We start from the raw sequence: 25,907 nt of genomic DNA on the forward strand, positions 1-25,907 counted from the left end.
GGGTCACGACAGCCCGGCTCCGCGGGCGCGCTCCACGGCCGGGCCGATGGCGGCGGCCACCGCGTCCACGTCCGCCCTGGTGGAGGTGTGGCCCAGCGAGAAGCGCAGGGTACCCCGGGCCAGCTCCGGATCGGTGCCCGTGGCCAGCAGGACGTGGCTGGGCTGGGCGACGCCGGCGGTGCAGGCCGATCCGGTGGAGCACTCGATGCCCTGGGCGTCCAGCAGGAGCAGCAGCGAGTCGCCCTCGCAGCCGGGGAAGGAGAAGTGCGCGTTGGCGGGCAGCCGCCCGGCCGGGTCGGGGTCGCCGCCCAGGACGGCGTCCGGCACGGCCTCGCGCACGGCCACCACCAGTGCGTCCCGCAGTGCGCCGATCTCCCGGGCGAACTCCCGGCACCGCTCGGCCGCCAGCCGCGCGGCGACCGCGAAGGCCGCGACGGCGGGTACGTCGAGGGTGCCGGAGCGTACGTCGCGTTCCTGGCCGCCGCCGTGCAGCAGCGGTGTGGGGGCCCACTCCCTGCCCAGCAGCAGCGCGCCGATGCCGTACGGACCGCCGATCTTGTGGCCGCTCACCGTCATCGCGGCCAGACCGGAGGCTGCGAAGTCCACCGGCACCTGGCCGACGGCCTGGACGGCGTCCGCGTGCATCGGGATGCCGAACTCGGCCGCGACCGAGGCCAGTCCGGCCGTGGGCTGGAGGGTGCCGATCTCGTTGTTGGCCCACATCACGGTGACCAGGGCGACGTCCTCGGGGTTTTTCTCCACCGCCTCGCGCAGCGCCTCGGGGTGGACCCGCCCCAGGGGGTCGACCGGCAGCCACTCCACCCGGGCGCCCTCGTGGTCGGCGAGCCAGTGGACGGCGTCGAGGACCGCGTGGTGCTCCACGGGACTGGCCAGGACGCGGGTGCGGACGGGGTCGGCCGCGCGCCGGGCCCAGTACAGGCCCTTGACGGCGAGGTTGTCGGCCTCGGTGCCGCCGGAGGTGAGGACCACCTCGCTCGGCCGGGCACCGAGGGCGGCGGCGAGGGCCTCCCGCCCCTCCTCCACCGTGCGGCGGGCCCGCCGCCCCGCCGCGTGGAGGGAGGAGGCGTTGCCGACGAGGCCGAGCTGGGCGGTCATCGCCCGCACCGCCTCCGGCAGCATGGGGGTGGTGGCGGCGTGGTCAAGGTAGGCCATGGTTAACCGATTCTACGAGCCGCCCGGACCGGGACGGGAGCGAGGACCGGCCACCCGGCCGGTCCCCGCTCTCCCGGGCCTCCGCCCCGGAAGCCGCGGGACGGGCGGGGCGCCCTCGGACGCCCTCAGTCGACCTTGTGCTCGGCCTGGAACATCCAGTGGTGCTTCTCGAGGTCGGCGATGATCGAGATGAGGATGTCCTGGGTCACCGGGTCGGGCTTCTCCGTGGCGTCCATGCGCTCGCGCATCCGGTTCACCACGGAGGCCAGCGCGTCGACCATGACCTCGACGGCCTTGTCGTCCCGGTGCCAGCCGCTCTCCACCCCGGTGATGCCGCTGCCGGAGGCGAGGGCGGAGGCGCGGCCGTCGGGCGCCAGGCCCAGGGCCGCGGCGCGTTCGGCGACCGTGTCGGAGTAGGTGCGCGCGGTGTCCACGACCTCGTCGAGCTGGAGGTGGATGGAGCGGAACCGCGGCCCGATCACGGTCCAGTGGACCTGCTTGGCCACCAGCGACAGATCGACCAGGTCCACCAGTGCGCCCTGCAGCGCCTCTCCGACGACCTTGAGGTCCTGGTCGGGCAGTGTGCTCTTCACGGTGTACATCCGTTGACCACCTTCACTTCTCTCGCATGGGATTTTTGCCGCATATGGCATCTTTCGTCCCTTTTCAGGCTACCCGTGGAGAGCTCCGCCACTCCCGTGCCGCCGGCCCCGCCCGTCCGGTCGCGCACCGCGTTCGCGCCGGTCACGGCGGGTGCCGGGGCACTCGGGCGACATCGTCACGTGTGCCCCGCGCCGCCCGCCGCATGCGGAAGCGGCTCCGGCCCCCCTCGGAGGAGGGGGGCCGGAGCCGCGGAGCGCGCGATGGAGGCGGCCCGGTCCGTGCTCAGGCAGGCAGGGCGCGGGCGAGCTGCCGGGACTGGGCGACCAGCCGGTCCTCGCCGTCCCAGACCTCGGCGTCCTCCTCCAGGAAGCCGCCGGCCAGGTTGCGGGTGGTGACGGCCACCCGTACCGGCCCGGGGGCCGGACGGCGGCGGACGTGGACGGTCAGCTCCACCGTCGGGACCCAGCCGGACAGGCCCAGATCGAAGGCGGTGGGCGGCAGGGCGTCCACCGCCAGCAGCAGGGAGAGCGGGTCGTGGTCCCGGCCGTCGGCCAGCCCGAACCAGCCGCGCATCTCACCGCGCCCGCTGGGTGCGCCGACCGCCCAGCCGACGGTGGCGGGGTCCAGGCGCAGGTCGATCTGGTGGGTGATGGGCGGAACGGCGGACGGATCCATGCCGTCCCTGGCCCCGAGGCAGCTCTCGTACGGCGGGATCTGCGGCGGCTTGGCGCTGGTGCGGACGTCGTCGGGCAGCGCGGCCAGGTCCCCGTAGCTCGCCAGCACGCGGATGCGCTCGACCTCCCGCCCCTCCTCGTCCCTCTGGAGCAGGGAGGCGGCGCCGGTGGACAGGGTGCGGCCGGCGCGCACGGCGGTGGTGCGCACGGTCGCCGGGCCGGGCTGGGAGGCGGTGAGGTAGTGCGCGGTGATGGTGAAGGGGTCGGGGTGCGGCAGTGCGTCGCCGAGGGCCCGGCCGAGCAGGGCCAGGAGATAGCCGCCGTTGACGGCGCGCTCGATGGTCCACTGGGCGGAGAGGCCGGCGACGTAGACGCCCTCCCCCTGTGCTGTGACGGCCGTGTCGCGGTCGAACGCGCTGGTACCGATGGTTGCCTCGGTCATGGCAGTACACGGTACAGGCTTTTATTACCGCCTAGTAGGCAAGTCTCGGCAGGTTCTGCCCACGCCTGCTCACACCTCCGCTCAAGCCCCCGCTCACGACTCCTCCCCGTTCTCCTCGGTCCGCCGGCTGCGGCGGTGCCAGGCCCTCGGCGCGCGCCAGTTGTAGCGCAGGGCCAGCAGCCGCAGGACGAAGGCGAGGGCGGCCGACGCGCCGCTGGTCACCCCGTTCAGATCCCCGGCCCTGATCAGCAGCGCCACCGCCACCGCCCCGACGACGGCCGGCACCGCGTAGACCTCGCGGTCCCAGCGCAGCAGCGAGGGCACCTCGTTGGCCAGGACGTCGCGCAGCACGCCGCCGCCCGCCGCCGTGGCCAGCCCCATGACCACCGAGGCGGTCAGGCCGAGCCCGTAGGCGTGCGCCTTGACCGTGCCGGTGACGCAGAACAGGCCGAGCCCGGCCGCGTCGAAGACCATCACCGCCCGGTTGATCCGCTCCACCTGCGGATGGAGGAAGAAGACCAGCGCCGTGGCGGCCATCGGGGTCAGCAGATAGCCGAGGTCGGTGAAGGCGGCCGGGGGCACCGCCCCGATCACCAGGTCCCGGAAGAGCCCGCCGCCCAGCCCGGTGACCGAGGCGAGCAGCGCCATGCCGACGACATCGAAGTTCTTGCGGACGGCGAGCAGCGCGCCGGAGACGGCGAAGACGAAGATCCCGGCCAGGTCGAGCCAGTGCTGGACGGAGGGGGTGAACAGATCCACCCCCCGGTTGTAACAGGCGCCGTCTGCGCCGCACCGCCCGCCTCCGCGCCCGTCGGGCGGGAAGGCGGGCGGTGCGGGGGCGGGCGGCCCCGGAGGGGCCGGGAGGGTGCGGCGCGCGGCTCACTCTGCGGCGGTCACGGCCCTGTCCGTCTTCACGGCCTCGGCCGGCTCGGTGTGCCCGCCGTGTCCGGCCGGGACGACCTGGGCCGCGTTGTGCGTGGGGCCGATCCGGCCGTCGGCGATCTGCTCGGCCCAGTGGCACGCCACCTTGTGCCCGCCGCCCAGATCCCGCAGCTCGGGGCGGTCGGTCGCGCAGAGCGTGTCCTGCTTCCACGGGCAGCGGGTGTGGAAGCGGCAGCCCGCCGGCGGGTTCGCCGGGGAGGGCAGGTCGCCGGTGAGCAGGATGCGCTCGCGGCTGTCCTCGACCTCCGGGTCGGGCACCGGCACGGCCGACATCAGCGCCCGGGTGTACGGGTGCCGGGGCTCGGCGTACAGCGTGTCGCTGGGCGCCTCCTCCACCAGCGAGCCCAGGTACATCACCCCGACGACGTCGGAGATGTGCCGCACCACGGCCAGGTCGTGGGCGATGACCACATAGGTCAGCCCCATCTCCTGCTGGAGCTCCTCCAGCAGGTTGATCACCTGCGCCTGGATGGAGACGTCCAGCGCGGAGACCGGCTCGTCGCAGATGATCACGTCCGGTTCCAGGACCAGTGCCCGGGCGATGCCGATGCGCTGGCGCTGCCCGCCGGAGAACTCGTGCGGGTAGCGGGAGAGCGAGCCCGCCGGCAGCCCGACCCTCGCCAGGATCCTGCGGATCCTCTCGCGGCGCTCGGCCTGATCCGCGCCGATGCCGTGGGCCTCCATGCCCTCGGAGAGGATCGACTCGATGTTCTGCCGGGGGTTGAGGCTGCCCAGCGGGTCCTGGAAGACCATCTGGAGCCGGCGGCGGAAGCGGCGCATCTCCTCGTCCGGCAGCTTCGCCAGGTCGGTGCCGTCGAAGACGACCTCGCCGTCGGTGATGTCCACCAGCCGCAGGACCGCCCGGCCCAGCGTGGTCTTGCCGCAGCCCGACTCGCCCACCAGGCCGTACGTCTGGCCGGGCTCGACGGAGAGCGAGACGCCGTCGACGGCGTAGACGTGGCCGACCGTGCGGTCGAAGAGGATGCCCTTCTTCACCGGGAAGTGGACCTTCACACCGTTCAGTTGGAGCAGGCTCATGCTCCGGCCTCCTTCTCGGCCGTGCCGGCCGTCCCGACCGCCGCGTCCTTCTCGACCGCCGCGGCCCTCTCCACCGGCTCCGCCTTCTCAGGCGGCTCGGCCGGCGCGGACTCGCGCAGACCGGCGGCGCCCCCGGAGAGCACCGGGTTGACGCACCGCACCTGGTGTCCGGGCTCGCGGGACTCGCCCAGCACCGGGGTGCCCTCAAGGCACTCCAGCGTGTAGTGGTCGCACCGGGGGGCGAAGGCGCAGCCGTCCTCCCAGGCGATCGTGTCGTTGATGGAGCCGCGCACCGGCCTCAGCGGCTCACCGCGCGGCGCGTCGAGCCGGGGGATGGACCCCAGCAACCCGTTGGCGTACGGGTGGGTCGGCGCGTCGAACAGCTCGCGCCGTGCGGCGGACTCCACCACCTTGCCCGCGTAGAGCACGTTGACCTGGTCGCACAGGCCGGCGACCACGCCCAGGTCGTGAGTGATCATCAGCAGGGCGGTGCCCTCCTCGTCGACCAGTTCCTTGAGCAGTTCCAGGATCTGGGCCTGGATCGTCACGTCCAGCGCGGTGGTCGGCTCGTCGGCGATCAGCAGCCGCGGCGCGCAGGCCACCGCCATGGCGATCAGGGCGCGCTGGCGCATGCCGCCGGAGAGCTGGTGCGGGTACTCCTTCAGCCGCCGGGCGGGGTCGGGGATGCCGACCCGCTCCAGCAGGGAGGCGGCCTCCCTGCGGGCGGCCTCGCCCTTCATCCCCCGGTGCCGGGCCAGGATCTCGGTGACCTGGACCCCGATGGGCACCACCGGGTTCAGCGAGGACAGCGGATCCTGGAAGATCATGGCGAGCTGGGAGCCGCGCAGGTCGCGCATCCTCTTCGGGCTCAGGGTCAGCAGGTCGGTGCCGTCGAAGTCGGCCCGGCCGCCGGCCTTCACGCCCCTGGGGGGCAGCAGTCCCATCAGGGCCAGCGAGGTGACGGACTTGCCGCAGCCCGACTCGCCGACCAGGCCGACGACCTGGCCCTGGTCGACGTCGAAGGACACTCCCGACACGGCCTTCACATCGCGCCGGCCGCGCTGGGTGAAGGTGACGGTCAGTTCGTCCACGGAAAGCAGGGCCATGTGATCAACTCCGCAGTTTCGGGTCGAGGGCTTCCCGCATCGCCTCGCCCAGCAGGGTGAAGCCGAGCGCGGTGACGATGATGCCCAGCGCGGGGTAGACCGCGAGCATCGGTGCGCTGTCGAAGTAGCCCTGCGCCTGGGCCAGCATGACGCCCCACTCCGGTTCGGCGGCATCGGGGTTGCCCAGGCCGAGGTAGGACAGCGCCGCCGCCTCGATGATGGCGGTGGCCAGGCTCAGGGTGGCCTGGACGATCACCGGGCTCAGCGAGTTGGGCAGCACATGGCCGAGCGCGATGCGCCGCTTGCGCACCCCCAGGGCCTGGGCGGCCAGCACGTAGTCCGAGCCGCCCTGCGCCAGCATGGCGCCGCGCAGCAGCCGGGCGAAGATGGGGATCTGCACCACGCCCACCGCGATCATCACGGTGGTCAGGGACTGGCCCAGGACCGCCGCGATGGACACGGCCAGCAGCAGCGAGGGCAGCGCCAGCATGATGTCGATGACGCGCATCACGGCGGTGTCGATCCGGCGGCCGACCTTGCCGCCCAGCACCAGAGCGGCGCCCGAGGCGCCGCCGACCAGCGCGCCGACGGTGAAGCCCAGCAGCGTGGCGACGATACCGACCAGCAGTGTCTGGCGGGCTCCCACCAGCAACCGGGAGAACTCGTCGCGGGCCAGATGGTCCAGACCGAGCCAGTTCTCGGCGCGGGGGCCGACGAAGATGTTCTGGTTGGTGAGGACCTCGCCGCGCCACAGCTGTGCGGTGGGGCTGTACGGGGCGACCCACGGGCCCACGAGCGCGACCACCACGAACACACCGATGACGCACGCGCCGATCACGGCCATCTTGCTGGCCTTCAGCCGGCGCCAGGCCTCGACCCACAGACTGGCGCCCGTGGAGGTCTCGGTGGAGGCGGTGAGCTCGGCGAGCCGGTCGATCTTGTCGGTCTTGGTGCTCATCAGTGCACCCGCACTCTCGGGTCGATAAGGCTGTAGGCGAGGTCAACCAACAGGTTGATGACGACGTACGCAGCCGCGATGAACATGATGAAGCCCACCAGGACCGGGTAGTCGCGCTCGTCGATGGCGGTCTTGATGAACGAGCCGATGCCGCCGAAGGCGAAGACCGACTCGGTGAGCACCGCGCCCGACAGCAGACCGCCGGTGAGCAGGCCGACGGCGGTGACGATCGGCAGCAGCGCGTTGCGCAGCACGTGGCGGCCGCGCACCACCTGCCGGCTCAGGCCCTTGGACTCGGCGGTGCGCACGTAGTCCTCGCCGAGCACCTCCAGGACGCTGGCCCGGGTCATACGGGTGATGATGGCCAGCGGGATCGAGGAGAGCGCCAGGGCCGGGAGCACCAGGTGCATCACCGCGTCCCAGGCCGCGTCGAGCTCGCCGGTGAGGATGCCGTCCAGGACGTAGAAGCCGGTGACCCCGGTGGCGTCGATGCCGGTGGTCTGGCGCCCGAAGCTGGGGAACCAGCCGAGCTGGACGGCGAAGACCGCCTTGAGCAGGAAGGCCAGGAAGAACACCGGGATGCAGATGCCCACCAGGGAACCGGAGACCGCGGTGACGTCCAGCCAGCTACCGCGCCGGCGGGCGGCGAAGTAGCCCAGCGGCACACCGACGGCGATGGCGATGATCATGGCCGAGATCCCGAGCTCCACCGTGGCGGGGAACGCCCGGGTGAACTCGTCCCACACCGGCTGGCCGGTCTGGGTGGAGACTCCCAGATTCAGCTCGGACAGCCGTTTGAGGAAGCGGCCGTACTGGACCCACACGGGCTGGTCGAGGCCGAGGGCCGCCTCGATGCGGGCCCTGTCCGCGGCTGTGGCGCGCTCGCCGAGCATGGCCGCGGCGGGTCCGCCGGGCAGCCGGTTCAGCCAGATGAACAGCAGAACCGACAGGCCCAGCAGGGTGGGTATCAGTTGGAGCAGTCTTCGTACGACGAGACGCAACACCCCGCGATGCCCCTTTCTTGGTCCTCATGGGCAGGTCCGCCCGGCCACTTCGGATGCCGTGGCCGGGCGGACCTGCGCGCGGTCATGCGTTTACTTGAAGGAGACCTCGGCGAAGTTCTCCTGCGTCAGCGGGGAGACCTTCGGGGGGTTGACGTCCTTGGCGAACGCGATGGACGGCGGGGAGGAGGAGACCGGGACGCCCGGGATGTAGTCCATGATCACCTCGTTGGCCTTCTTGTACAGCTCGACCCGCTTGGCGGTGTCCGGCTCGGCGCCGGACCCCTTCACCGCGTCGAAGACCTTGTCGTCGCGGAAGCCCCACTGCTTGTCGTAGCCGGCGAACCAGGTGCCGATGAAGTTGTAGGCGTCGTTGAAGTCACCGGTCCAGCCCAGCAGGTGCAGGTCGCAGGTGCCGGCCTCGGTGGCGTCGATGTAGTCCGGGGCCCACTTCATGGGCTTGGGCTCGACCTTGACGCCGGCCTTCTCCAGGTCCGCCTTCATCAGTTCGAACATGTCGGCCGGGGCGGGCATGTACGGGCGGGTGACCTCGGTCGGGTAGCAGAAGGTGACCTTGAGGTTCTCCTCGCCGGCCTTCTTGAGCAGGTCCTTGGCCTTCTTCGTGTCGAACTCGTAGGTGGCGACCTTGTCCGAGTGGCCGTCGACGGTGTCCGGCATGAACTGGGTGGCCACCACGCCGCCCTCGGGCAGCTGCGTCTTGACGATGTTCTCGCGGTCGATGGCGTGGGTGATCGCCTGGCGGACGTCCTTCTTCTCCAGGGCCTTGTTCGCCTCCTGCGACATGCCCATGTAGAAGATGTTGAACACGCCGCGGACCGGGACCTGGAAGCCTTCCTTCTCCAGGGTCTTCACGTCCGAGGGCGCGACCAGGTCGTAGCCGTGGATGTTGCCGGCCTGCAGCGCCTGGCGGCGCGCGGACTCCTCGGCGATGGTGCGGAAGACCAGCTTCCCGACACCGGCCTTCTCACCCCAGTAGTCGTCGAACCGCTCGAGGGTGACTTCCTTGTTGCCCTTGTCCCACTCGGTGATGCGGAAGGGGCCGGTGCCCGCGACGGCGCCGGCCTCCTGGCTGTACTTGGGGTAGGAGATGGCGTCGCCCTCGCCGCTCAGCTCCTGCTTCTCGTAGGCGTCGATGGCCTTCGGGGAGTGGATGGCCAGCGCCTGGAGGGAGAAGCCGCCCGGCAGGTTGGCCGTGGCCTCGTGCACGTTGATGACGGCGGTCAGCTCGTCCTTCGCCTCGCAGCCCTTGTAGTTGGCCTTGGGCGTGTCCTTGCTCTCGTTCTCGGCGAAGCCGCCGAAGATCTTCTGCCAGTAGTAGGAGACCGCGCTCTCCTGGTACGTGCCGGTCCAGTTGAACCAGTGGTCGTAGTTCTTGCACACCGCCTCGGCGGTCAGCTTCTCGCCGTCGTGGAACTTCACGCCCTCGCGGAGGTTGAAGGTCCACTCGGTGCCGGTCTCGTCGGCCTCCCACGACTCGGCGAGGCCGCCGACCAGCTCGGTGCCGCCCGGCTCGTGCTCGATCAGCGCCTCGAAGGCCTGGCGGGTGACCCGGAACGTCTCACCGTCGCTCGCCAGCGCGGGGTCCAGGGAACCCGGGTCTCCGGCGGCGCCGAAGACGAAGGTGTCCCCGCCCTCACCCTCGCTCTTCTCGCCTCGTTCACTGGCACATCCAGTGGCGATCACACCAACCGCGAGGGCCGCCGCAATCGTCTGGACGACCCTGGAACCGGTTATTCGCATGTTCCACCTCAGGGGTCGGTGACGGTTTGACTGCTGGTCGCCCGAACAGTACTGCGCCCAACCATCGGTGTGAACTGTCCGCATGTCGGTGATATAGACCTGAGACCCTGGCGCCCGAAATGACATCAGCGCAGGTCAAAGCGTTGATACCGGACGAAACCACCGGTCGTCGGCGGGCCGCGTCAGTAGGGGCGGGGGTAGCCGTAGCCGTGCCCGGGGGCCGCCGCGGGGGCGGCGGCATGGGCGTCACGGTCGAAGAAGGGACGGGAGTTGGCCCGCAGCCACATGGCGACCGGATCGTACTCGTCCGACATCGACACCGTGGACACCGCCAGCCCGTCCGGCACCGCGGCCACCGACTGCTGCATCATCGACCGCACCGAATCCACCGCCTGCGGCGCGGAGTCGTACAGGTCGAGCCCGATCACCAGCTGCGGCGCGCCCAGGGCGGGCTGCACCCAGGCCCGGCGCAGGGTGCGCACGGCGGGCGTGCGGTGGGCGTTGTGCGCCAGCTGGGCGTAGAAGTGCGGTACGTCCACGGTCGGTTCGCCGATGCGCAGCGGCCCGGCCGGCAGCCTATCCAGCCCGACCGCGATCCGGCGCAGGTCCAGCCAGGGGACGCCGACTCCGCCGCCGGGCGCGTGCGGGTTGAGCCACAGCCCCCAGCGGTCGGGGAAGAGGGCGGCGGCGATGTCGCGTCCGCCGACCACCTCGTGGTCCCTGGTCCAGCCGGAGGCCGTCAGCTCGTGCTCGGAGGTCACACAGGGCGCGTAGCCGTGCCCGGCGACCTCCATGTTCCCGTACTGGGCGTCGGGGGACCCGGCCCGGCCGTGCCAGAGCAGCATCCGCACCCGGCCGGAGGCGAGGGCGTGCAACAGCGCTTCATAGGTGTCGTACCGCCCGGGCGCCACCTGCCGCAGCAGCTGCTCAACGCTTCCACCCGCGCTCACGTGGGCCGCCCCTTCTCGCGTCGTCCTCGCTCACCGGGCCGCGCGCGCGTCCCGTCCCGACATCCAACCAGCTTACGGTCAGCACCCGACAGGGTCCGGACCGCTCGGCCGTTTCCGGGCAGGGGTGCCCGGGCCGGACACCCGGGCGCGGCCGCGCGGGACACCGGACGGCCCGGATGTCAGTACGGCTGGTCCTGGCGGTTGTAGAAGGGCCGCACGCACTGGCGCATCCAGTCCACGACCGGATCCTGGGCCGCGTCCAGCAGCACCATCTGCACCGGCCACCGCACCGGTTCCCGGCCCAGCGCGCGGCCGAGCGCGTCGTGCGCCGCCGCACGGGCCTGCGTGTCCAGCAGGTCCAGCTCCACTCCGACGAACAGCGCGGGCGGATCGCCCTCGACGCTGGCCAGGCCGCGGCGCGCGGTGCGGACCTGCGGCAGCACCGCGAACTCACCGGCCGCGGCGGCCAGGAAGTCCACCGGCTCCTCCTGCCAGTCGGGCTCGAAGAGCCGGACCCGGGCGCCGCCGGCCATCCCCGGGATCCCCTCGGCCCCGCCCTCGCGGCACAGTTCGGCCACGGCGTCCGGGGGCAGGGGGACGCCGACGGTGCCCTCGGGATTGACCGCGATACCCATCTGCGGCGGCAGGCCGCGGGCGAACTCCCGCGCGGGCGCGACGGCGAAGGGCAGATGCGAGCCGACGCACCGCAGGAACTGCTGCTCGGAGCTGAAGACGGGGACGTAGGGCGCCCCGTCGAGCTGGATCGTGGGCAGGTCGAGGCTGGGGCTGTCGGGCCCGCCGCCCTCGGGCAGCGGGACCCACAGACTGCTGCGTCCGAGCACCTCCAGCAGCCGGGCGCCCGCTCGGGGGGCGCCGAGGGAGGCGGCGAGGGTCTCCTCCAGCTCGTTGCCGGGCCAGCCGCCGCCGTGCCCCGGTCCGTACTGCTGCGGGATGGTCATGGGAAAACCTTATCGGCACCGGGCGGGTGCGTCCGTCCGCCGGCCGCGCCCGCGTTCACGGGGCACCGGAGCACGGACATCAGTCGAACACCACCCCGCGCAGCGCCCCCGCCGCCGTCCGGTCCAGCAGCACCGACGCGACGCAGCCCGGGGGCAGCCGGCCGGCCTCCGCGTCCGCCACCAGGCGGCGCACCGCCCGCCGGTGCCGGGCGAAGGCGTACGCCGACACCCCGCGCCCCCGCTCCGCCTGCCCGGCCAGCGCCACCCGAGGCGGTACGTCCAGCAGCAGCAGGTGCACGGCACGCCCGCGCCGCCGCGCGTCCCGGGCCAGCCAGCGGCGCACCCAGCCCTGGGCTCCGCAGTCGTGCACCACCACTCCGGCACCCGAGGCCAGGGCCCGCCGCAGCGCGAGGTAGTGCGCGATCCGCACCAGGGGGCGGTAGACGGCGTACGGCAGCCGGGCGGGCATCCGCCGCTCCCAGCGCTCCCGCATGTCCTGGGAGTCGATCCGCACCACCGCGTCGTCCTCGGCGACCACGCGGCGGATCAGGGTGGACTTGCCGCTGCCCGGCAGCCCGGAGACGACCACCCGGTCGCCCGCGGGGAAGCGCAGGACCCGCACCGCCGCGGTGCCGCGCAGATCGCGTCCGCCGGCTCTCCCGGCTCTCTCCGGCGCCGCCGCGGGCACCGTCTTCCCCGGCGCCGCCCTGCGCCGGGGCGGCGCTCCGCCCTGTGCCGTACAAGCACTCTCCAGGCTGCTCACCGGATACGCCCTCCCCGCTTTCGCGCCACGTGCTCGCGGCGTCACCCCGAGCGTGTCAAGAAGGGCGACGGTGGACAAGACGGCCGTTCACCAGGTGTGTCACGGCGCCGTACCCGTCTCGTCCCGGGCCCCGCGACGCGGCTTCGCGCCCGCCCGGGGGCGGTGTGCGCCGGGCGTGCGATGATGAGCGGGCCAACTGCATACCGGCCGATCGAGTCCGCACGGGAGAGTTCCCGGAAACGCTGGTCACGACGGTTTCCGGGGCGCCGAAGGAGCAAGTCCTCCCTTGAATCTCTCAGGCCCCGTTACCGTGTGGACGAGGCAGATCTGAAAAGCGGGCGGTCCCCGAGCGGAGTCGTCCCACCCAAGGTGCAAGCCGTGGCCCGCCCGTGCGGACTCGTGGCGAACCTCTCAGGTTCCGATGACAGATGGGGAGGACGTGTCCTTCCCACCGTCCTCGCACGACATCGCCACCTCGCCCGGGAGCTTGCCGACCATGAGTGATTCCCCCCGCCGTACCGCCCTCGACTCCGTGCACCGCGCCCTGGGCGCGACCATGACGGACTTCGCGGGCTGGGACATGCCGCTGCGCTACGGCAGCGAGCGCGACGAGCACAACGCCGTGCGCGCCCGCGCCGGCCTGTTCGACCTGAGCCACATGGGTGAGATCGCCGTCACCGGCCCGCGGGCCGGTGAGCTGCTGGACCGCGCCCTGGTCGGTCATCTGTCCGCCGTCGCCGTGGGCCGGGCGCGTTACACCATGATCTGCGACGAGTCCGGCGGCATCCTCGACGACCTGATCGTCTACCGGCTGGGCGAGGAGGAGTACCTGGTCGTCGCCAACGCCTCCAACGCCCAGGTGGTACTGGACGCCCTCACCGAGCGGCTCGGCGGCTCCGGCCTCACCGGCGCCGCCGTGCGCGACGACCGCGACGCCTACGCCCTCCTGGCCGTCCAGGGACCGCGGGCGGCCGCCGTCCTGGCGAAGGTCACCGACGCCGGTCTCGACGGTCTGAGGTACTACGCCGGGCTGCCCGGCACGGTGGCGGGCGTGGAGGCGCTGATCGCCCGCACCGGTTACACCGGCGAGGACGGCTTCGAGCTGTTCGTCGCCCCCGGTGACGCCGAGGTGCTGTGGCGGGCGCTGACCGAGGCCGGCGCGGACGCGGGCCTGGTGCCGTGCGGGCTGTCCTGCCGCGACACGCTGCGGCTGGAGGCGGGCATGCCGCTGTACGGGCACGAGCTGACCCGTTCCACCACCCCCTTCGAAGCCGGGCTCGGCCGCGTGGTGAAGTTCGACAAGCCCGGCGACTTCACCGGCCGCGCCGCCCTGGAGGCCGCCGCCGGGCGGGCCGCCGAGAACCCGCCGCGCAGGCTGGTCGGCCTGGTCGCCGCCGGCCGCCGGGTGCCGCGCGCCGGGTACGCGGTGGTCGGCGCGGACGGCTCGGTGATCGGCGAGGTCACCTCCGGCGCCCCCTCCCCCACGCTGGGCAGGCCGATCGCCATGGCGTACGTGGACGCCGCCCACGCCGCCCCGGGCACCGAGGGTGTGGCGGTGGACATCCGCGGTACGCATGAGCCCTACGAGGTCGTCGCGCTGCCGTTCTACCGGCGCGAGCGCTGACGGCCCGGGCCGCCGCCGACCGACCGCCCGACCACTTGCCGCACCACCTGCCCGGGGCACCGTCCCACCTGGCAAGACCCGTTTCTCACACCACACCCCTGATCAGGAGAATCACGCCATGAGCAACCCCCAGCAGCTGCGCTACAGCAAGGAGCACGAGTGGCTGTCGGCCGCCGAGGACGGCGTCTCGACGATCGGCATCACCGAGCACGCGGCGAACGCGCTCGGCGACGTCGTCTTCGTGCAGCTCCCGGAGGTCGGCGACACGGTGACCGCGGGCGAACCCTGCGGCGAGCTGGAGTCGACCAAGTCGGTCAGCGACCTGTACGCGCCGGTCACCGGTGAGGTCACCGAGGTCAACCAGGACGTGGTGGACGACCCGGCGCTGGTGAACTCCGCCCCCTACCAGGGCGGTTGGCTGTTCAAGATCCGGGTGACGGACGAGCCGGGAGACCTGCTGTCCGCAGACGAGTACACCGCCTTCACCGGCGAGTGAGCGGCGGCCCGCCCGCCTCTTCCGCACCCGGACCCGCCGTCCGCCAGCACACCACGATCGGAAAGACCCGGATGTCGCTTCTGAACAGTTCCCTGCACGAGGTCGATCCCGACGTCGCCGCAGCCGTCGACGCCGAGCTGCGCCGCCAGCAGACCACCCTGGAGATGATCGCCTCGGAGAACTTCGCCCCGGTCGCCGCACTCCAGGCCCAGGGCTCGGTCCTCACCAACAAGTACGCCGAGGGCTACCCCGGCCGCCGCTACTACGGCGGCTGCGAGCACGTCGACGTGATCGAGGACATCGCCCGCGAGCGGGTGAAGGCCCTCTTCGGCGCCGAGGCCGCCAACGTCCAGCCGCACTCGGGCGCCTCGGCCAACGCCGCGGCGATGTTCGCCCTGTTGCAGCCGGGCGACACCATCCTGGGGCTGGACCTGGCGCACGGCGGCCACCTGACCCACGGCATGAAGATCAACTTCTCCGGCAAGCTGTACGACGTGGTCGCCTACCACGTCGACGCCACCACCGGCCTGGTCGACATGGAGGAGGTCGAGCGGCTGGCGGGGGAGCGCCGCCCGAAGCTGATCATCGCCGGCTGGTCGGCATACCCCAGGCAGCTCGACTTCGCCGCCTTCCGCCGCATCGCCGACGAGGTGGGCGCGCTGCTGATGGTGGACATGGCGCACTTCGCCGGCCTGGTGGCCGCGGGCCTCCACCCCAACCCGGTGCCGTACGCGGACGTGGTCACCACCACGACCCACAAGACCCTGGGCGGTCCGCGCGGCGGGGTGATCCTGTCGAAGCAGGAGCACGCCAAGAAGATCAACTCGGCGGTCTTCCCCGGCCAGCAGGGCGGTCCGCTGGAGCACGTCATCGCGGCGAAGGCCGTCTCCTTCAAGATCGCGGCGACGGAGGAGTTCAAGGACCGTCAGCGCCGTACCCTTGAGGGCGCGAAGCTGCTGGCCGAGCGGCTGACGCGGCCGGACGCGGCCGAGGCGGGCGTGTCCGTGCTGTCGGGCGGCACCGACGTCCATCTGGTCCTGGTCGACCTGCGCGACAGTGAGCTGGACGGCCGGCAGGCCGAGGACCGCCTGCACGCCATCGGCATCACCGTCAACCGCAACGCCATCCCGAACGACCCCCGTCCGCCGATGGTCACCTCGGGCCTGCGCATCGGCACCCCGGCGCTGGCCACGCGCGGCTTCACCGCGGACGACTTCCGCGAGGTCGCGGACGTCATCGCCGAGGCGCTGAAGCCCTCGTTCGACGAGGCGAAGGCCAAGGGGCTGGCCGGCCGCGTGTCCGCGCTGGCCGACAGGCACCCGCTGTACCCGGGCCTTTAGGCCCCGGCACGGCACCCGGGTGCGCCGCCGGCCGGGCGGCGCACCCGGCCCCACCGGCCCCACCCCGGTCCCGCCCGGTCCTACCGACACCGTGTCCCCGCCCCGCACATCCGCGGGACTCCACGCCCGCCGCACCCGGCGGGCCGCGAACCACGAGCAGACAAGGGAGTCCGCCACCGTGGCCATCTCCGTCTTCGACCTCTTCTCCATCGGCATCGGCCCCTCCAGCTCCCACACCGTCGGCCCGATGCGGGCGGCCGGGATGTTCGCACGCCGGCTGCGGAAGGAAGGCGCGCTGGCCCGCACCGTCTCGCTGCGGGCCGAGCTGTTCGGCTCCCTGGGCGCCACCGGACACGGCCACGGCACGCCCAAGGCGGTGCTGCTGGGCCTGGCGGGCCACTCGCCGCGCACCGTCGACGTCGAGGCCGCGGAGGCGGAGGTCGACCGGGTGCGGCGCTCGGGACGGCTGGGCCTGCTCACCGCCGGCGGGGAGGACCGTGAGGCCCACGGCGGCCACGAGATCGCCTTCGACGTCGACCGCGACCTGGTGCTGCACCGCCGCCGCTCGCTGCCGTACCACGCCAACGGCATGGCCCTGGCCGCGTACGGCGCCGACGGCACGCCGCTGCTGGAGAAGACCTACTACTCGGTGGGCGGCGGCTTCGTGGTGGACGAGGAGGCGGCCGGCTCCGGCCGCATCAAACTCGACGACACGGTGCTGAAGTACCCCTTCCGCACCGGTGACGAGCTGCTGCGCGCCACCCGCGAGACGGGCCTGTCCGTCTCGGCGCTGATGCTGGAGAACGAGCGGGCCTGGCGGAGCGAGGAGGAGATCCGCGCGGGTCTGCTGGAGATCTGGCGGGTGATGCGCGAGTGCGTGGCCCGCGGCCTGTCGCGGGAGGGCATCCTGCCCGGCGGCCTGAAGGTCCGCCGGCGCGCGGCCGCCTCGGCACGGCGGCTGCGCGCCGAGGGTGACGCCGCGGCGCGCGCCATGGAGTGGCTGACGCTCTACGCGATGGCGGTCAACGAGGAGAACGCCGCCGGCGGGCGCGTCGTCACCGCCCCCACCAACGGCGCGGCGGGCATCATCCCGGCCGTGCTGCACTACGCGATGGAGTTCGTGCCCGGAGCGGACGACGACACGGTCGTGCGTTTCCTGCTGACCGCGGGAGCCATCGGCCTGCTGTTCAAGGAGAACGCCTCCATCTCCGGCGCCGAGGTCGGCTGCCAGGGCGAGGTGGGCTCGGCCTGCTCCATGGCCGCCGGCGGCCTCGCCGAGGTCCTGGGCGGCTCGCCCGAGCAGGTCGAGAACGCCGCCGAGATCGGTATCGAGCACAACCTGGGCCTGACCTGCGACCCCGTGGGCGGCCTGGTCCAGATCCCCTGCATCGAGCGCAACGGCATGGCCGCGGTCAAGGCGGTCACCGCGGCCCGGATGTCCCTGCGCGGCGACGGCCGCCACCACGTCTCCCTGGACAAGGCCATCAAGACGATGAAGGAGACGGGCGCGGACATGAAGGTCAAGTACAAGGAGACCGCGCGCGGCGGACTGGCCGTCAACGTCATCGAGTGCTGAGCGGGCGCCCCGCCCCCTCGTCCCGTCCCCGGTCCGTGTCCCTTCGGGACCGGGGACGGCCGTGTTCCCCCCGCCCCCGCCGCATGGCCGCACCCGGCTCCGCAACTTCCGGAAGAAAATCGGAAATTACGGAGTCAGTCATCCGGACACCCCCTCCATGATCGACAAATTCGACGGAAGAGGCCGGATGATTCCTGCCACGCATGCTTCTTGAACAGGAGTTATGCAAACTCAGGAAGATTCACGGCACCAGATACCTTCCGTAATAATTGCGGAAAGCATTGACAAGCCATCAGGTCGATTCAACACTGTCGGCGTCGGCGGGCCCCGACCGCCGGCGACCCGGGCCACCCCTGTCGTGGCCCGGCCCTCCGGTCGCCGGCCGTGCGGCGACCGACCGATCGACCCCCACCGTCGTCCTGCGGCACCGGCGCGCGGCGGCCGGCCCCACCCGGGGCCGCCGGAGGTTCCGCAGGTCCGCACGCGCTGCCCGGCACAGCCGCCAACCCCTACGAGGAGGCACGCACATGCACGACGCACCCGCACAGCGGAGGAGACGCAGCCCCGGCCGCGTCGGCCTGCTGCCGAGGAGCAGCCGGTTCGCCCGTCTGAAGCTGCTCATCGCCAGTGCCTGCGCCGCACTGCTCGCTGTCCTGGCCCTTCCGCCCGGCGCCGCCCACGCCCAGACCGTCACCTCGAACCAGACGGGCTACCACAACGGGTACTTCTACTCGTTCTGGACCGACGCCCCGGGGACGGTCTCCGCCACCATGGGGTCCGGCGGCAACTACAGCACCTCGTGGCGCAACACCGGCAACTTCGTCATCGGCAAGGGCTGGAGCACCGGCGGCCGCCGGACCGTGACCTACTCCGGCAGCTTCAACCCGTCCGGCAACGCCTATCTGACGCTCTACGGGTGGTCCAGGAACCCGCTGGTGGAGTACTACATCGTCGACAACTGGGGCACCTACCGGCCCACCGGGACCTTCAAGGGCACGGTCACCACCGACGGCGGCACGTACGACATCTACCAGACCACGCGGTACAACGCCCCCTCCATCGAGGGCACCAGGACCTTCAACCAGTACTGGAGCGTCCGCCAGCAGAAGAGGACCGGCGGCACCATCACCACCGGCAACCACTTCGACGCCTGGGCCCGGGCCGGAATGCGGTTGGGCAGCCACGACTACATGATCATGGCGACCGAGGGCTACCAGAGCAGCGGCAGCTCCGACATCACGGTGGGCGGCACCTCCGGCGGTGGCGGCGGAGGCGGCGACTGCACCGCGACACTGTCCGCGGGCGACAAGTGGGACGACCGGTACAATCTCAACGTCTCGGTGTCCGGCTCCAGCAACTGGACCGTGACGATGAACGTCCCCTCCCCCGCCACGATCCTCTCGACCTGGAACGTCACCGCCACCTGGCCCAGCAGCCAGGTGATGACCGCCAGGCCCAACGGCAGCGGCAACAACTTCGGGGTCACCATCAGGCACAACGGCAACTGGACCTGGCCGACGGTGTCCTGCGGCACCGGTTAGCCCCCGGAAGCACCCCGAGCACCGCACCCTCGGCGCGGCGGCCCCCGGCCGCCGCGCCACGGCGCTCGTGAGGAGGCCGCCCGGGATTCCGGGCCGGTTGTCCACAGGGGTCCTGCCGCCGCCCGTGCCCCGGTTACCCTCGGCGTCCGCAGCATCGAGCACGAGGGGGGCGTCATGGCCGTCGACTACGTGAAGAGGCCGGGATCCGGGTCCGGACCGGCGATCAGCCTGGAGAAGGTGGAGGCCGCGGCCCCCGGGCTGGTGAGCCTGTACAAGCAGGCCGCGGTCAGCCTGGAGAAGCACCGGCTGTCGGGGCGGCGGGCCGCGGTCTACCTGGTGCTGGACCGCTCCGGATCGATGCGGCCGTACTACCGCGACGGCACCGTCCAGCACCTGGCCGAGCAGGTCCTCGGGCTGGCCGCGCATCTGGACGACGACGGGCGGGTGCCGGTGGTCTTCTTCAGCACCGGCGTGGACGGGACCGCCGAGATGGCGCTGGAGGACTACGCCGGACGCGTCGGGGCCCTCCACTCCTCCCTGGGGCACATGGGCCGCACCAACTACCACCTCGCGATGGAGGCGGTGATCGAGCACTACCGGTCGAGCGGTTCCACCGATCCGGCGCTGGTGGTCTTCCAGACCGACGGCGGTCCCACGTCGAAGGCCGCCGCCGAGCGCGTGCTGTGCGAGGCCTCGCGCCTGCCGCTGTTCTGGCAGTTCGTCGGTTTCGGGGAGGACGAGTTCCGCTTCCTGCGGAAGCTGGACGACCTGCCCGTGCCGGGGAGGCGGGTGGTGGACAACGCCGGGTTCTTCGCCGCCGGCCCCGACCCGCGCGCCATACCCGACGCGGAGCTGTACGACCGGCTGACCGACGAGTTCCCCGACTGGCTGCGGGCCGCCCGGGACGGCGGCATCGTGCGCTGACCCGGGCGGTCGGCGGCGGGACGCGCGGCGGTCAGCGGCCCGTCCACAGGTAGGTGACGGTCACCCAGCCGTTGTCGCGCAGCCCGACGTCGCGGAAGGTGCCGTCGGCCAGGTCGATGCCGGCGGGGTTGAGCACCCGGCGGCCCTTCCCGTCGCGTCCGCCGTTGTAGCCCGTGTAGTACGCGGCCTCCGCCTCGGGCACCCCCCGCGGCAGGTCGCGGAAGGTCTGGCGCACCGGGGACGGGTTCCAGTAGTCGTCGCGGATGTTCCAGGGCCCGACGTCCCACACGGGGGCGGTCACGCAGCGGGCCGGGCCGCAGACCCGCACCGAGTACTCCCGGCCACCCTTGCGCGACAGGCCACGCCGGGAGGGCAGTGCCACGAATCGGTCGTTCTTCCGGATGACGTGCCCGTTGGCGGTGGTACGGCCCACCAGGCCGATCCGGGTGGCGAAGACACGGGCGCCGTACGCGGGCCCGGCCGCCTCCTGCTCCTGCCGGGCGTCCGGGTCGGTGTCGGCGCTCACCTCCAGGCCGCGTAGCCGGATCGCGCCCTCGGGGTCCCACATCGCCAGCCGGACCTGGACGGTGGTGACGGCACGCGGGAGGACGGCGGTGCCGCCGCCCGCGTCGCCCGCCTCGCGCCACTCGGTCCACGGGCCGCTCCCGGTGCGGCCGCGGACATCGAAGGCGATCCCCGCGTCGCCGGGCACCTGTGCGTCGGGCCTGACCCGGACGCGGTTGGCCTGCCGGCCGAGCCGGTGCGGAGCCAGGACCTGGACTCCGTAGTCGCCGGTCGTGCGCAGCTCTCCGCCGGTGTGGCGGACGCCGCTGTCATCGGCGTCCACCCGGGACAGGTCGGCCGCCCAGGTCTGGACGGGGCCGGGCGCCTCGCGCACGGCGGGAGCGGGGGCCGGGGCGGCCGGCGGCGCGAGGCCGAGACCGAGGCAGAGCAGGGTCACGGCCGGCAGGGCGGTACGGGTGGCGCGGAGCGGTCGGGGAATCCGAAGCGCGGAGCGGTGGCGGGCTGTGCATCTGGTGCGCATCGTGGTCCTTCGGGGTAGTGCCGTGCGCCCGGCCCGGTCGGGGGGCGGAAGCGCGGCGGGCTCGGTGGGTGCGGCGGGCTCGGTGGTGCCGCCGCACCGGTCGGCGCCGCACCGTGTGCGTCGACCGACAAAAGCCACTTATGACACAGAAAGGCGGGGCGGTCACCCTGGGTTGCTCCCTGTGGTGGCCGCCCCGCCGTGCCGCGAGGACCGCGCCGTGCCTTACGCCGACCGGGTGGCGGCCTTCTGACGGGCCTGCCAGAACTCCTCGAAGGACAGCAGTCCGTCGCCGTCGCTGTCATGCTGGTTGATCAGGGTCTGGGCCATGTCCACGGTGAGGGTGTGGTCCCCCAGCTCGCCCAGCACCTTGCGGAACTCCGCCGCGGTGACCAGTCCGTCCCCGTCCAGGTCGAATCGGTCGAACGTCTCGCGCGCGCTCTCCATGTCGGCCATCGCCTGTCGTCCCCTCCCTCGTGCGGTCGTGACGCGCACACCCTAACGGGCCATCACGTGCGCCACACGGGCCACCCGTGCATCTCAGGGCAGCACACGCCACACCAGCACCGAACGCGCCGGGAGCGCGACCGTCTCACCCGCCGGGTGGACCGTGCCCGGCCCCTCCTCCTGCTCCTCCCGCACGGTGTCCACCAGCAGCTCGTAGCCCTGCCCCCACGGCGGTCCCGGCAGCCTGAAGCGCCCGTCCTCGTTCCCGGCGTGGAGGACGGCCAGGAAGCTGTCGTCGACGACCGGGCCACCCCGCTCGTCGCGCTGCGGGATGTCCCGGCCGGACAGGTACATGCCCAGCGTGGCGCCGGGCGCGTACCAGTCGGGCTCGGCCATCTCCCGGCCGCCACCGGTGAACCAGGCAAGGTCCCGCAGCCCCTCCGGGCCGTGCGCGCGCCCGGAGAAGAAGGCCTTGCGCCGCAGCACCGGATGGGAGCGGCGCAGCGCGATCAGCCGCGAGGCCAGGGCGTACAGCTCGCGCCAGGCGGGCTCGGCCAGCAGCGACCAGTCCACCCAGCCCGTCTCGTTGTCCTGGCAGTAGGCGTTGTTGTTGCCGCCCTGGGTGCGGCCCATCTCGTCGCCCGCCACCAGCATCGGCACGCCGGTGGACAGCAGCAGGGTGGACAGCAGGTTGCGCAGCTGGCGCCGCCGCAGGGCGAGCACCGCCTCGTCGCCGGTCCCGCCCTCCGCGCCGCAGTTCCAGGAGCGGTTGTCGTCGGTGCCGTCGCGGTTGTCCTCACCGTTGGCCTCGTTGTGCTTGCGCTCGTAGCTCACCAGGTCGCGCAGGGTGAAGCCGTCGTGGGCGGTGACGAAGTTGACCGAGGCGTACGGCCGCCGCCCGCCCCAGGCGTACAGGTCGCTGGAGCCCGACAGCCGGTAGCCCAGGTCCCGCACGTCCGGCAGGGCGCCGCGCCAGAAGTCGCGGACGGTGTCGCGGTAGCGGTCGTTCCACTCCGTCCACAGCGGTGGGAAGGCGCCCACCTGGTAGCCGCCCGCGCCCACGTCCCACGGCTCGGCGATCAGCTTCACCCTGCGCAGCACCGGGTCCTGGGCGATGACCGCGAGGAAGGGGGAGAGCATGTCCACGTCGTGCATGGAGCGGGCCAGCGCGGCGGCCAGGTCGAAGCGGAAGCCGTCCACGCCCATCTCCTGCACCCAGTAGCGCAGCGAGTCCGTGATCAGCCGCAGTACCTGGGGCTGGACGACGTGCAGGGTGTTGCCGCAGCCGGTGTAGTCGGCGTAGTGGCGCGGGTCGTCGGCCAGCCGGTAGTAGCCGCGGTTGTCGATGCCGCGCAGGGAGAGGGTCGGCCCCAGTTCGCTGCCCTCGGCGGTGTGGTTGTAGACCACGTCGAGGATGACCTCGATCCCGGCGGCGTGCAGCGCCCGGACCATCTCCCGGAACTCCCCCACCTGCCGGCCGCGCGTTCCGCCGGCGGCGTACGCGGCGTGCGGCGCGAAGTAGCCGATGGAGTTGTATCCCCAGTGGTTGCGCAGGCCGCGGCGGAGCAGGTGGTCCTCGTGCGCGAACTGGTGCACCGGCAGCAGCTCCACCGCCGTCACGCCCAGCTTCACCAGGTGCTCGATCGCGGCCGGGTGCGCGAGCCCGGCGTAGGTGCCGCGCAGTTCGGGCGGGACGCCGGGGTGGCGCATGGTGAAGCCGCGCACGTGCAGCTCGTAGATGACCGAGTCGGGCCAGGGGGTCTTGGGGCGGCGGTCGTCGAGCCACTCGTCCCCGCCTCCCGGCCCCACGCCCAGGGCCGAGTCGACGACGACACCCCTGGGCACGTGTGGCGCCGAGTCGTGCTCGTCGCGCACGGTGTCGGCCAGATGCGGCTGCGGCCAGTCGCGGACATGACCGTAGACCTCCGGCGGCAGGGCGTAGTCGCCGTCCACCGCGCGGGCGTACGGGTCCAGCAGCAGCTTGGCCGGGTTCCAGCGGGCGCCCGTCCACGGGTCCCAGCGGCCGTGCACCCGGTAGCCGTAGAGCTGCCCGGGGCCGACTCCGGGGACGAAGCCGTGCCAGATCTCCTGGGTGTGCTCCGTCAGCGGGCAGCGGGTCTCGTTGCCGTCGTCGTCGAAGAGGCAGACCTCGACGGCCTCGGCGCCGGCCGACCACAGTGCGAAGTTGGTGCCCGCCACCCCGCCCGGGCCGATGTGGTGGCGGGCTCCCAGCGGCTGGGGGCTGCCGGGCCAGACGGTGGGGGCGGCCGGGACGCCGGCCGCCGGGGACCCGGCGTCCCGGGGCTCCCGGCGCGTCTGCTGTTCGGGTGCGCTCGACACGTCCGACACGTTGTGGCCTCCGGCGGCTCGCGGCGGGGGCGGGTCCGGGGCCCGCACGGCGTCCCTGCCGCGCGGGTCCGGTACCCGGGTCTGGCAGGAGTGTTCCCGTTCGGGCCGTCCGCCTCACCCGTGTGATCGTCTTCTTTCCACCGCGCTGCTCCGGCCGTGCGGATCCCGGGGCGGGCACGGGGCCGGCCCCGTGCCCGCCCCGGGATCCGCACGGCCGGGAGGCGGGGGACCGCGCGTCGTTAACGGGGGCTAACCTGCCCCCATGACTGTGACTCTTGAGGTCGCCGAGGGCGTCGGCACCATCCGACTGAACCGTCCCCCCATGAACGCGCTGGACATCGCCGTCCAGGACCGGCTGCGCGAGCTGGCCGAGGAGGCGACGCACCGCGACGACGTACGGGCCGTGGTGATCTACGGCGGGGAGAAGGTGTTCGCGGCGGGCGCGGACATCAAGGAGATGCGCGAGATGGACCACGCGGCCATGGTCGCCAGGTCCCGGGGGCTGCAGGACTCCTTCACCGCCGTGGCACGCATCCCCAAGCCGGTGGTGGCCGCGGTGACGGGCTACGCGCTGGGCGGCGGCTGCGAGCTGGCGCTGTGCGCCGACATCCGGATCGCCGCCGACGACGCCAAGCTGGGGCAGCCCGAGATCCTGCTGGGACTGATCCCCGGTGCCGGCGGCACCCAGCGGCTGTCCCGGCTGGTCGGCCCCTCCAGGGCCAAGGACCTGATCTTCACCGGCCGCCAGGTGAAGGCGGACGAGGCCCTGTCCATCGGCCTGGTGGACAAGGTCGTGCCGGCGGCCGAGGTCTACGAGCAGGCGCACGCCTGGGCGTCGAGGCTGGCGGCCGGTCCGGCGATCGCACTGCGCGCCGCCAAGGAGTGCGTCGACGCCGGGCTGGAGGCGGACATCGACACCGGGCTGGCGATCGAGCGCACCTGGTTCGCCGGGCTGTTCGCGACCGAGGACCGCGAGACCGGCATGCGCAGCTTCGTCGAGGAGGGACCGGGCAAGGCGAGGTTCCGCTGACGCCCGGCCGGTGAGCCGGTGAGCCGGTGGAACGGCCCGCCGGAACCGGCCGGAGCGCAGGGGTGCGGAACGGCGCGCGGGTCTTTCCGCACCCCACCCCGGCGCACACAACCGGTGTGCGAACGGCACGGCGAGCCCCGAACGGCCTGCCGCCGACCGGGAATTCCCGCTGTACGGCCGCACGGCGGCCGTTTCGCGGCCATGATTGGCCCATGGCGGGAGCGAACACGGCGCACACGGCATCTGCACCGGGGGAGGAGCCGGCCCCCGCGATCCCCGACGGCGGGCTGAACGGGACCGGTCCACTCGACGGGGCCGGCCCGCTCGACGAGCCGGCCGAGCCCGCCGGGTTCGGCGACCCGGCCACCGCGGAGGTACGGCTGCCCAACCGCCCCGAGTCCGCGCACACCGCGCGCCGGCTGGTCCGGTCCGTCCTGCTGACGCGCTGGGGACTGTCCGAGACCCTGGCCGAGGACACCGTGCTGCTCGTCTCCGAACTGGTCGGCAACGCCGTACGGCACACCGGGGCCCAGTCCCTCGGGCTGCGGCTGCGGCGGCAGCGCGGCCGGATACGCGTGGAGGTGCGCGACCCCTCGCGCGGACTGCCCTGCCTGCTGCCCGTCCACGAGTTCGATGTCAGCGGACGCGGACTGTTCCTGGTGGACCACCTCTCCGACCGCTGGGGCGTGGACCTGCTGCCGCTCGGCAAGACGACCTGGTTCGAACTGCGGGCCGAGGAGCCCTGACCGGCGCCGGCCCGCGCACGCCTCAGCGCGCGGCGTACCGCCGCGCACCCGCCCGGCGCCGCCGGTCGTTGCACAGCAGACACCGCCCCCAGCCCGGCGGCAGCGGATCGTCCTTGTCCCCGTACAGCGGATCGACCGCCCCGCGCGGATGCTCCCGGCAGCCCGTGCCGCCGCGGTCCTCGCCCAGCGACCGGGCCGCGTCCAGCGCCCGGCGCAGCGCGTCGGTCAGCTGGTCCGCCTGCTCCGCCGAGGGCTCGCCGTCCAGCGTGAAGACGATGTCGGACGCGGTGTGCAGCGCGGCCCGCAGCTCTTGCAGCTCTGCCTGACTCATACCGGGCAGCGTAGGGGCCGGTACCGACAGGCCGCCCGCGGCCTGTCGGTACGGACGGTACGGAGCCCGGCCGCGCGGGGCCTTCGGCCGG

General features: G+C 72.8%; 24 protein-coding genes and 1 riboswitch. Of the genes, 8 read left to right on the forward strand and 16 right to left on the reverse strand.

From position 1 onward, the window contains the following. Window positions 1-3 precede the first annotated feature (3 nt). The 12 genes from ACGRHY_RS07550 to ACGRHY_RS07605 all read right to left on the reverse strand — a co-directional run bounded on the left by ACGRHY_RS07550 (window position 4) and on the right by ACGRHY_RS07605 (window position 12,370). A complete protein-coding gene (locus ACGRHY_RS07550) occupies window positions 4-1,173 on the reverse strand; it encodes a cysteine desulfurase family protein (RefSeq protein WP_394634617.1) in 1,170 nt (389 codons plus the stop codon). A 125-nt stretch (window positions 1,174-1,298) separates the two neighbouring features. Next, window positions 1,299-1,775 carry a Dps family protein gene (locus ACGRHY_RS07555; RefSeq protein WP_394634618.1) on the reverse strand — a complete coding sequence of 159 codons (477 nt, stop codon included), beginning with the start codon at window positions 1,773-1,775 and terminating at the stop codon, window positions 1,299-1,301. Between the two features lie 283 nt (window positions 1,776-2,058). After that, window positions 2,059-2,892 carry a thioesterase family protein gene (locus ACGRHY_RS07560; protein ID WP_394634619.1) on the reverse strand — a complete coding sequence of 278 codons (834 nt, stop codon included), beginning with the start codon at window positions 2,890-2,892 and terminating at the stop codon, window positions 2,059-2,061. Window positions 2,893-2,985: 93 nt separating this feature from the next. Then, the gene (locus ACGRHY_RS07565; protein WP_491630955.1) at window positions 2,986-3,651 is read right to left on the reverse strand and encodes a trimeric intracellular cation channel family protein; all 666 of its coding nucleotides are present in this window, start codon (window positions 3,649-3,651) and stop codon (window positions 2,986-2,988) included. Window positions 3,652-3,771: 120 nt separating this feature from the next. Then, on the reverse strand, window positions 3,772-4,872 hold the full coding sequence (locus tag ACGRHY_RS07570; RefSeq protein WP_394634620.1) for an ABC transporter ATP-binding protein: 1,101 nt from the start codon (window positions 4,870-4,872) through the stop codon (window positions 3,772-3,774). After that, window positions 4,869-5,978 (reverse strand): ABC transporter ATP-binding protein, encoded by a 1,110-nt coding sequence (locus tag ACGRHY_RS07575; RefSeq protein ID WP_394634621.1) that lies wholly within the window; start codon window positions 5,976-5,978, stop codon window positions 4,869-4,871. The genes ACGRHY_RS07570 and ACGRHY_RS07575 overlap by 4 nt, the downstream gene beginning before the upstream one ends. Window positions 5,979-5,982: 4 nt before the next feature. After that, window positions 5,983-6,936, reverse strand: a complete 954-nt coding sequence (locus tag ACGRHY_RS07580) for an ABC transporter permease (RefSeq protein WP_394634622.1) — start codon at window positions 6,934-6,936, stop codon at window positions 5,983-5,985. Then, window positions 6,936-7,940 carry an ABC transporter permease gene (locus tag ACGRHY_RS07585; RefSeq protein ID WP_394634623.1) on the reverse strand — a complete coding sequence of 335 codons (1,005 nt, stop codon included), beginning with the start codon at window positions 7,938-7,940 and terminating at the stop codon, window positions 6,936-6,938. The genes ACGRHY_RS07580 and ACGRHY_RS07585 overlap by 1 nt, the downstream gene beginning before the upstream one ends. A gap of 90 nt (window positions 7,941-8,030) precedes the next feature. Further along, window positions 8,031-9,698: an ABC transporter substrate-binding protein gene (locus ACGRHY_RS07590; protein WP_394634624.1), complete on the reverse strand. Its 1,668-nt coding sequence runs from the start codon at window positions 9,696-9,698 to the stop codon at window positions 8,031-8,033. Window positions 9,699-9,880: 182 nt separating this feature from the next. Continuing rightward, complete coding sequence (locus ACGRHY_RS07595) at window positions 9,881-10,648, reverse strand: enhanced serine sensitivity protein SseB C-terminal domain-containing protein (protein ID WP_394634625.1); 768 nt, start codon at window positions 10,646-10,648, stop codon at window positions 9,881-9,883. Window positions 10,649-10,827: 179 nt separating this feature from the next. Further along, window positions 10,828-11,607: an enhanced serine sensitivity protein SseB gene (locus ACGRHY_RS07600; RefSeq protein ID WP_394634626.1), complete on the reverse strand. Its 780-nt coding sequence runs from the start codon at window positions 11,605-11,607 to the stop codon at window positions 10,828-10,830. Window positions 11,608-11,686: 79 nt separating this feature from the next. Then, entirely contained in the window at window positions 11,687-12,370 is a 684-nt protein-coding gene (locus ACGRHY_RS07605) for an AAA family ATPase (RefSeq protein WP_394634627.1), read from the reverse strand. 212 nt (window positions 12,371-12,582) lie between these two features. Then, window positions 12,583-12,691: riboswitch (glycine riboswitch) on the forward strand. Window positions 12,692-12,866: 175 nt separating this feature from the next. On the opposite strand from ACGRHY_RS07605, the gene gcvT reads away from it, so the two are divergent. The 6 genes from gcvT to ACGRHY_RS07635 all read left to right on the forward strand — a co-directional run bounded on the left by gcvT (window position 12,867) and on the right by ACGRHY_RS07635 (window position 19,871). Beyond that, window positions 12,867-13,994 carry a glycine cleavage system aminomethyltransferase GcvT gene (gcvT, locus tag ACGRHY_RS07610; protein ID WP_394634628.1) on the forward strand — a complete coding sequence of 376 codons (1,128 nt, stop codon included), beginning with the start codon at window positions 12,867-12,869 and terminating at the stop codon, window positions 13,992-13,994. A 118-nt stretch (window positions 13,995-14,112) separates the two neighbouring features. Continuing rightward, window positions 14,113-14,490, forward strand: coding sequence for a glycine cleavage system protein GcvH (gene gcvH / locus ACGRHY_RS07615; protein WP_394634629.1), 378 nt, complete (start codon window positions 14,113-14,115; stop codon window positions 14,488-14,490). A gap of 71 nt (window positions 14,491-14,561) precedes the next feature. Next, window positions 14,562-15,830, forward strand: coding sequence for a serine hydroxymethyltransferase (gene glyA / locus ACGRHY_RS07620; RefSeq protein WP_394634630.1), 1,269 nt, complete (start codon window positions 14,562-14,564; stop codon window positions 15,828-15,830). Window positions 15,831-16,008: 178 nt separating this feature from the next. Then, the gene (locus ACGRHY_RS07625; RefSeq protein WP_394634631.1) at window positions 16,009-17,406 is read left to right on the forward strand and encodes an L-serine ammonia-lyase; all 1,398 of its coding nucleotides are present in this window, start codon (window positions 16,009-16,011) and stop codon (window positions 17,404-17,406) included. 527 nt (window positions 17,407-17,933) lie between these two features. Then, the gene (locus tag ACGRHY_RS07630) at window positions 17,934-18,947 is read left to right on the forward strand and encodes a glycoside hydrolase family 11 protein (protein ID WP_394634632.1); all 1,014 of its coding nucleotides are present in this window, start codon (window positions 17,934-17,936) and stop codon (window positions 18,945-18,947) included. Window positions 18,948-19,121: 174 nt separating this feature from the next. Further along, on the forward strand, window positions 19,122-19,871 hold the full coding sequence (locus tag ACGRHY_RS07635; protein WP_394634633.1) for a vWA domain-containing protein: 750 nt from the start codon (window positions 19,122-19,124) through the stop codon (window positions 19,869-19,871). A gap of 31 nt (window positions 19,872-19,902) precedes the next feature. On the opposite strand, the gene ACGRHY_RS07640 is transcribed toward ACGRHY_RS07635, so the two are convergent. The 3 genes from ACGRHY_RS07640 to glgX form a co-directional block, all read right to left on the reverse strand. After that, on the reverse strand, window positions 19,903-20,832 hold the full coding sequence (locus tag ACGRHY_RS07640) for a DUF8814 domain-containing protein (RefSeq protein ID WP_394634634.1): 930 nt from the start codon (window positions 20,830-20,832) through the stop codon (window positions 19,903-19,905). A gap of 306 nt (window positions 20,833-21,138) precedes the next feature. Further along, window positions 21,139-21,369, reverse strand: a complete 231-nt coding sequence (locus tag ACGRHY_RS07645) for an EF-hand domain-containing protein (protein WP_394634635.1) — start codon at window positions 21,367-21,369, stop codon at window positions 21,139-21,141. Between the two features lie 84 nt (window positions 21,370-21,453). After that, window positions 21,454-23,700 carry a glycogen debranching protein GlgX gene (gene glgX / locus ACGRHY_RS07650; RefSeq protein WP_394634636.1) on the reverse strand — a complete coding sequence of 749 codons (2,247 nt, stop codon included), beginning with the start codon at window positions 23,698-23,700 and terminating at the stop codon, window positions 21,454-21,456. 271 nt (window positions 23,701-23,971) lie between these two features. On the opposite strand from glgX, the gene ACGRHY_RS07655 reads away from it, so the two are divergent. Both ACGRHY_RS07655 and ACGRHY_RS07660 read left to right on the forward strand, forming a co-directional pair. Next, the gene (locus tag ACGRHY_RS07655; protein ID WP_394634637.1) at window positions 23,972-24,739 is read left to right on the forward strand and encodes an enoyl-CoA hydratase/isomerase family protein; all 768 of its coding nucleotides are present in this window, start codon (window positions 23,972-23,974) and stop codon (window positions 24,737-24,739) included. A 212-nt stretch (window positions 24,740-24,951) separates the two neighbouring features. Beyond that, window positions 24,952-25,485: an ATP-binding protein gene (locus ACGRHY_RS07660; RefSeq protein ID WP_394634638.1), complete on the forward strand. Its 534-nt coding sequence runs from the start codon at window positions 24,952-24,954 to the stop codon at window positions 25,483-25,485. Window positions 25,486-25,507: 22 nt separating this feature from the next. Here the strand turns inward: ACGRHY_RS07660 and ACGRHY_RS07665 are convergent, their stop codons facing one another. Further along, window positions 25,508-25,816 carry a hypothetical protein gene (locus tag ACGRHY_RS07665; RefSeq protein ID WP_394634639.1) on the reverse strand — a complete coding sequence of 103 codons (309 nt, stop codon included), beginning with the start codon at window positions 25,814-25,816 and terminating at the stop codon, window positions 25,508-25,510. Window positions 25,817-25,907: the final 91 nt, after the last annotated feature.

Source organism: Streptomyces shinuiensis (assembly GCF_043660855.1).
Taxonomy (GTDB): Bacteria; Actinomycetota; Actinomycetes; order Streptomycetales; family Streptomycetaceae; genus Streptomyces.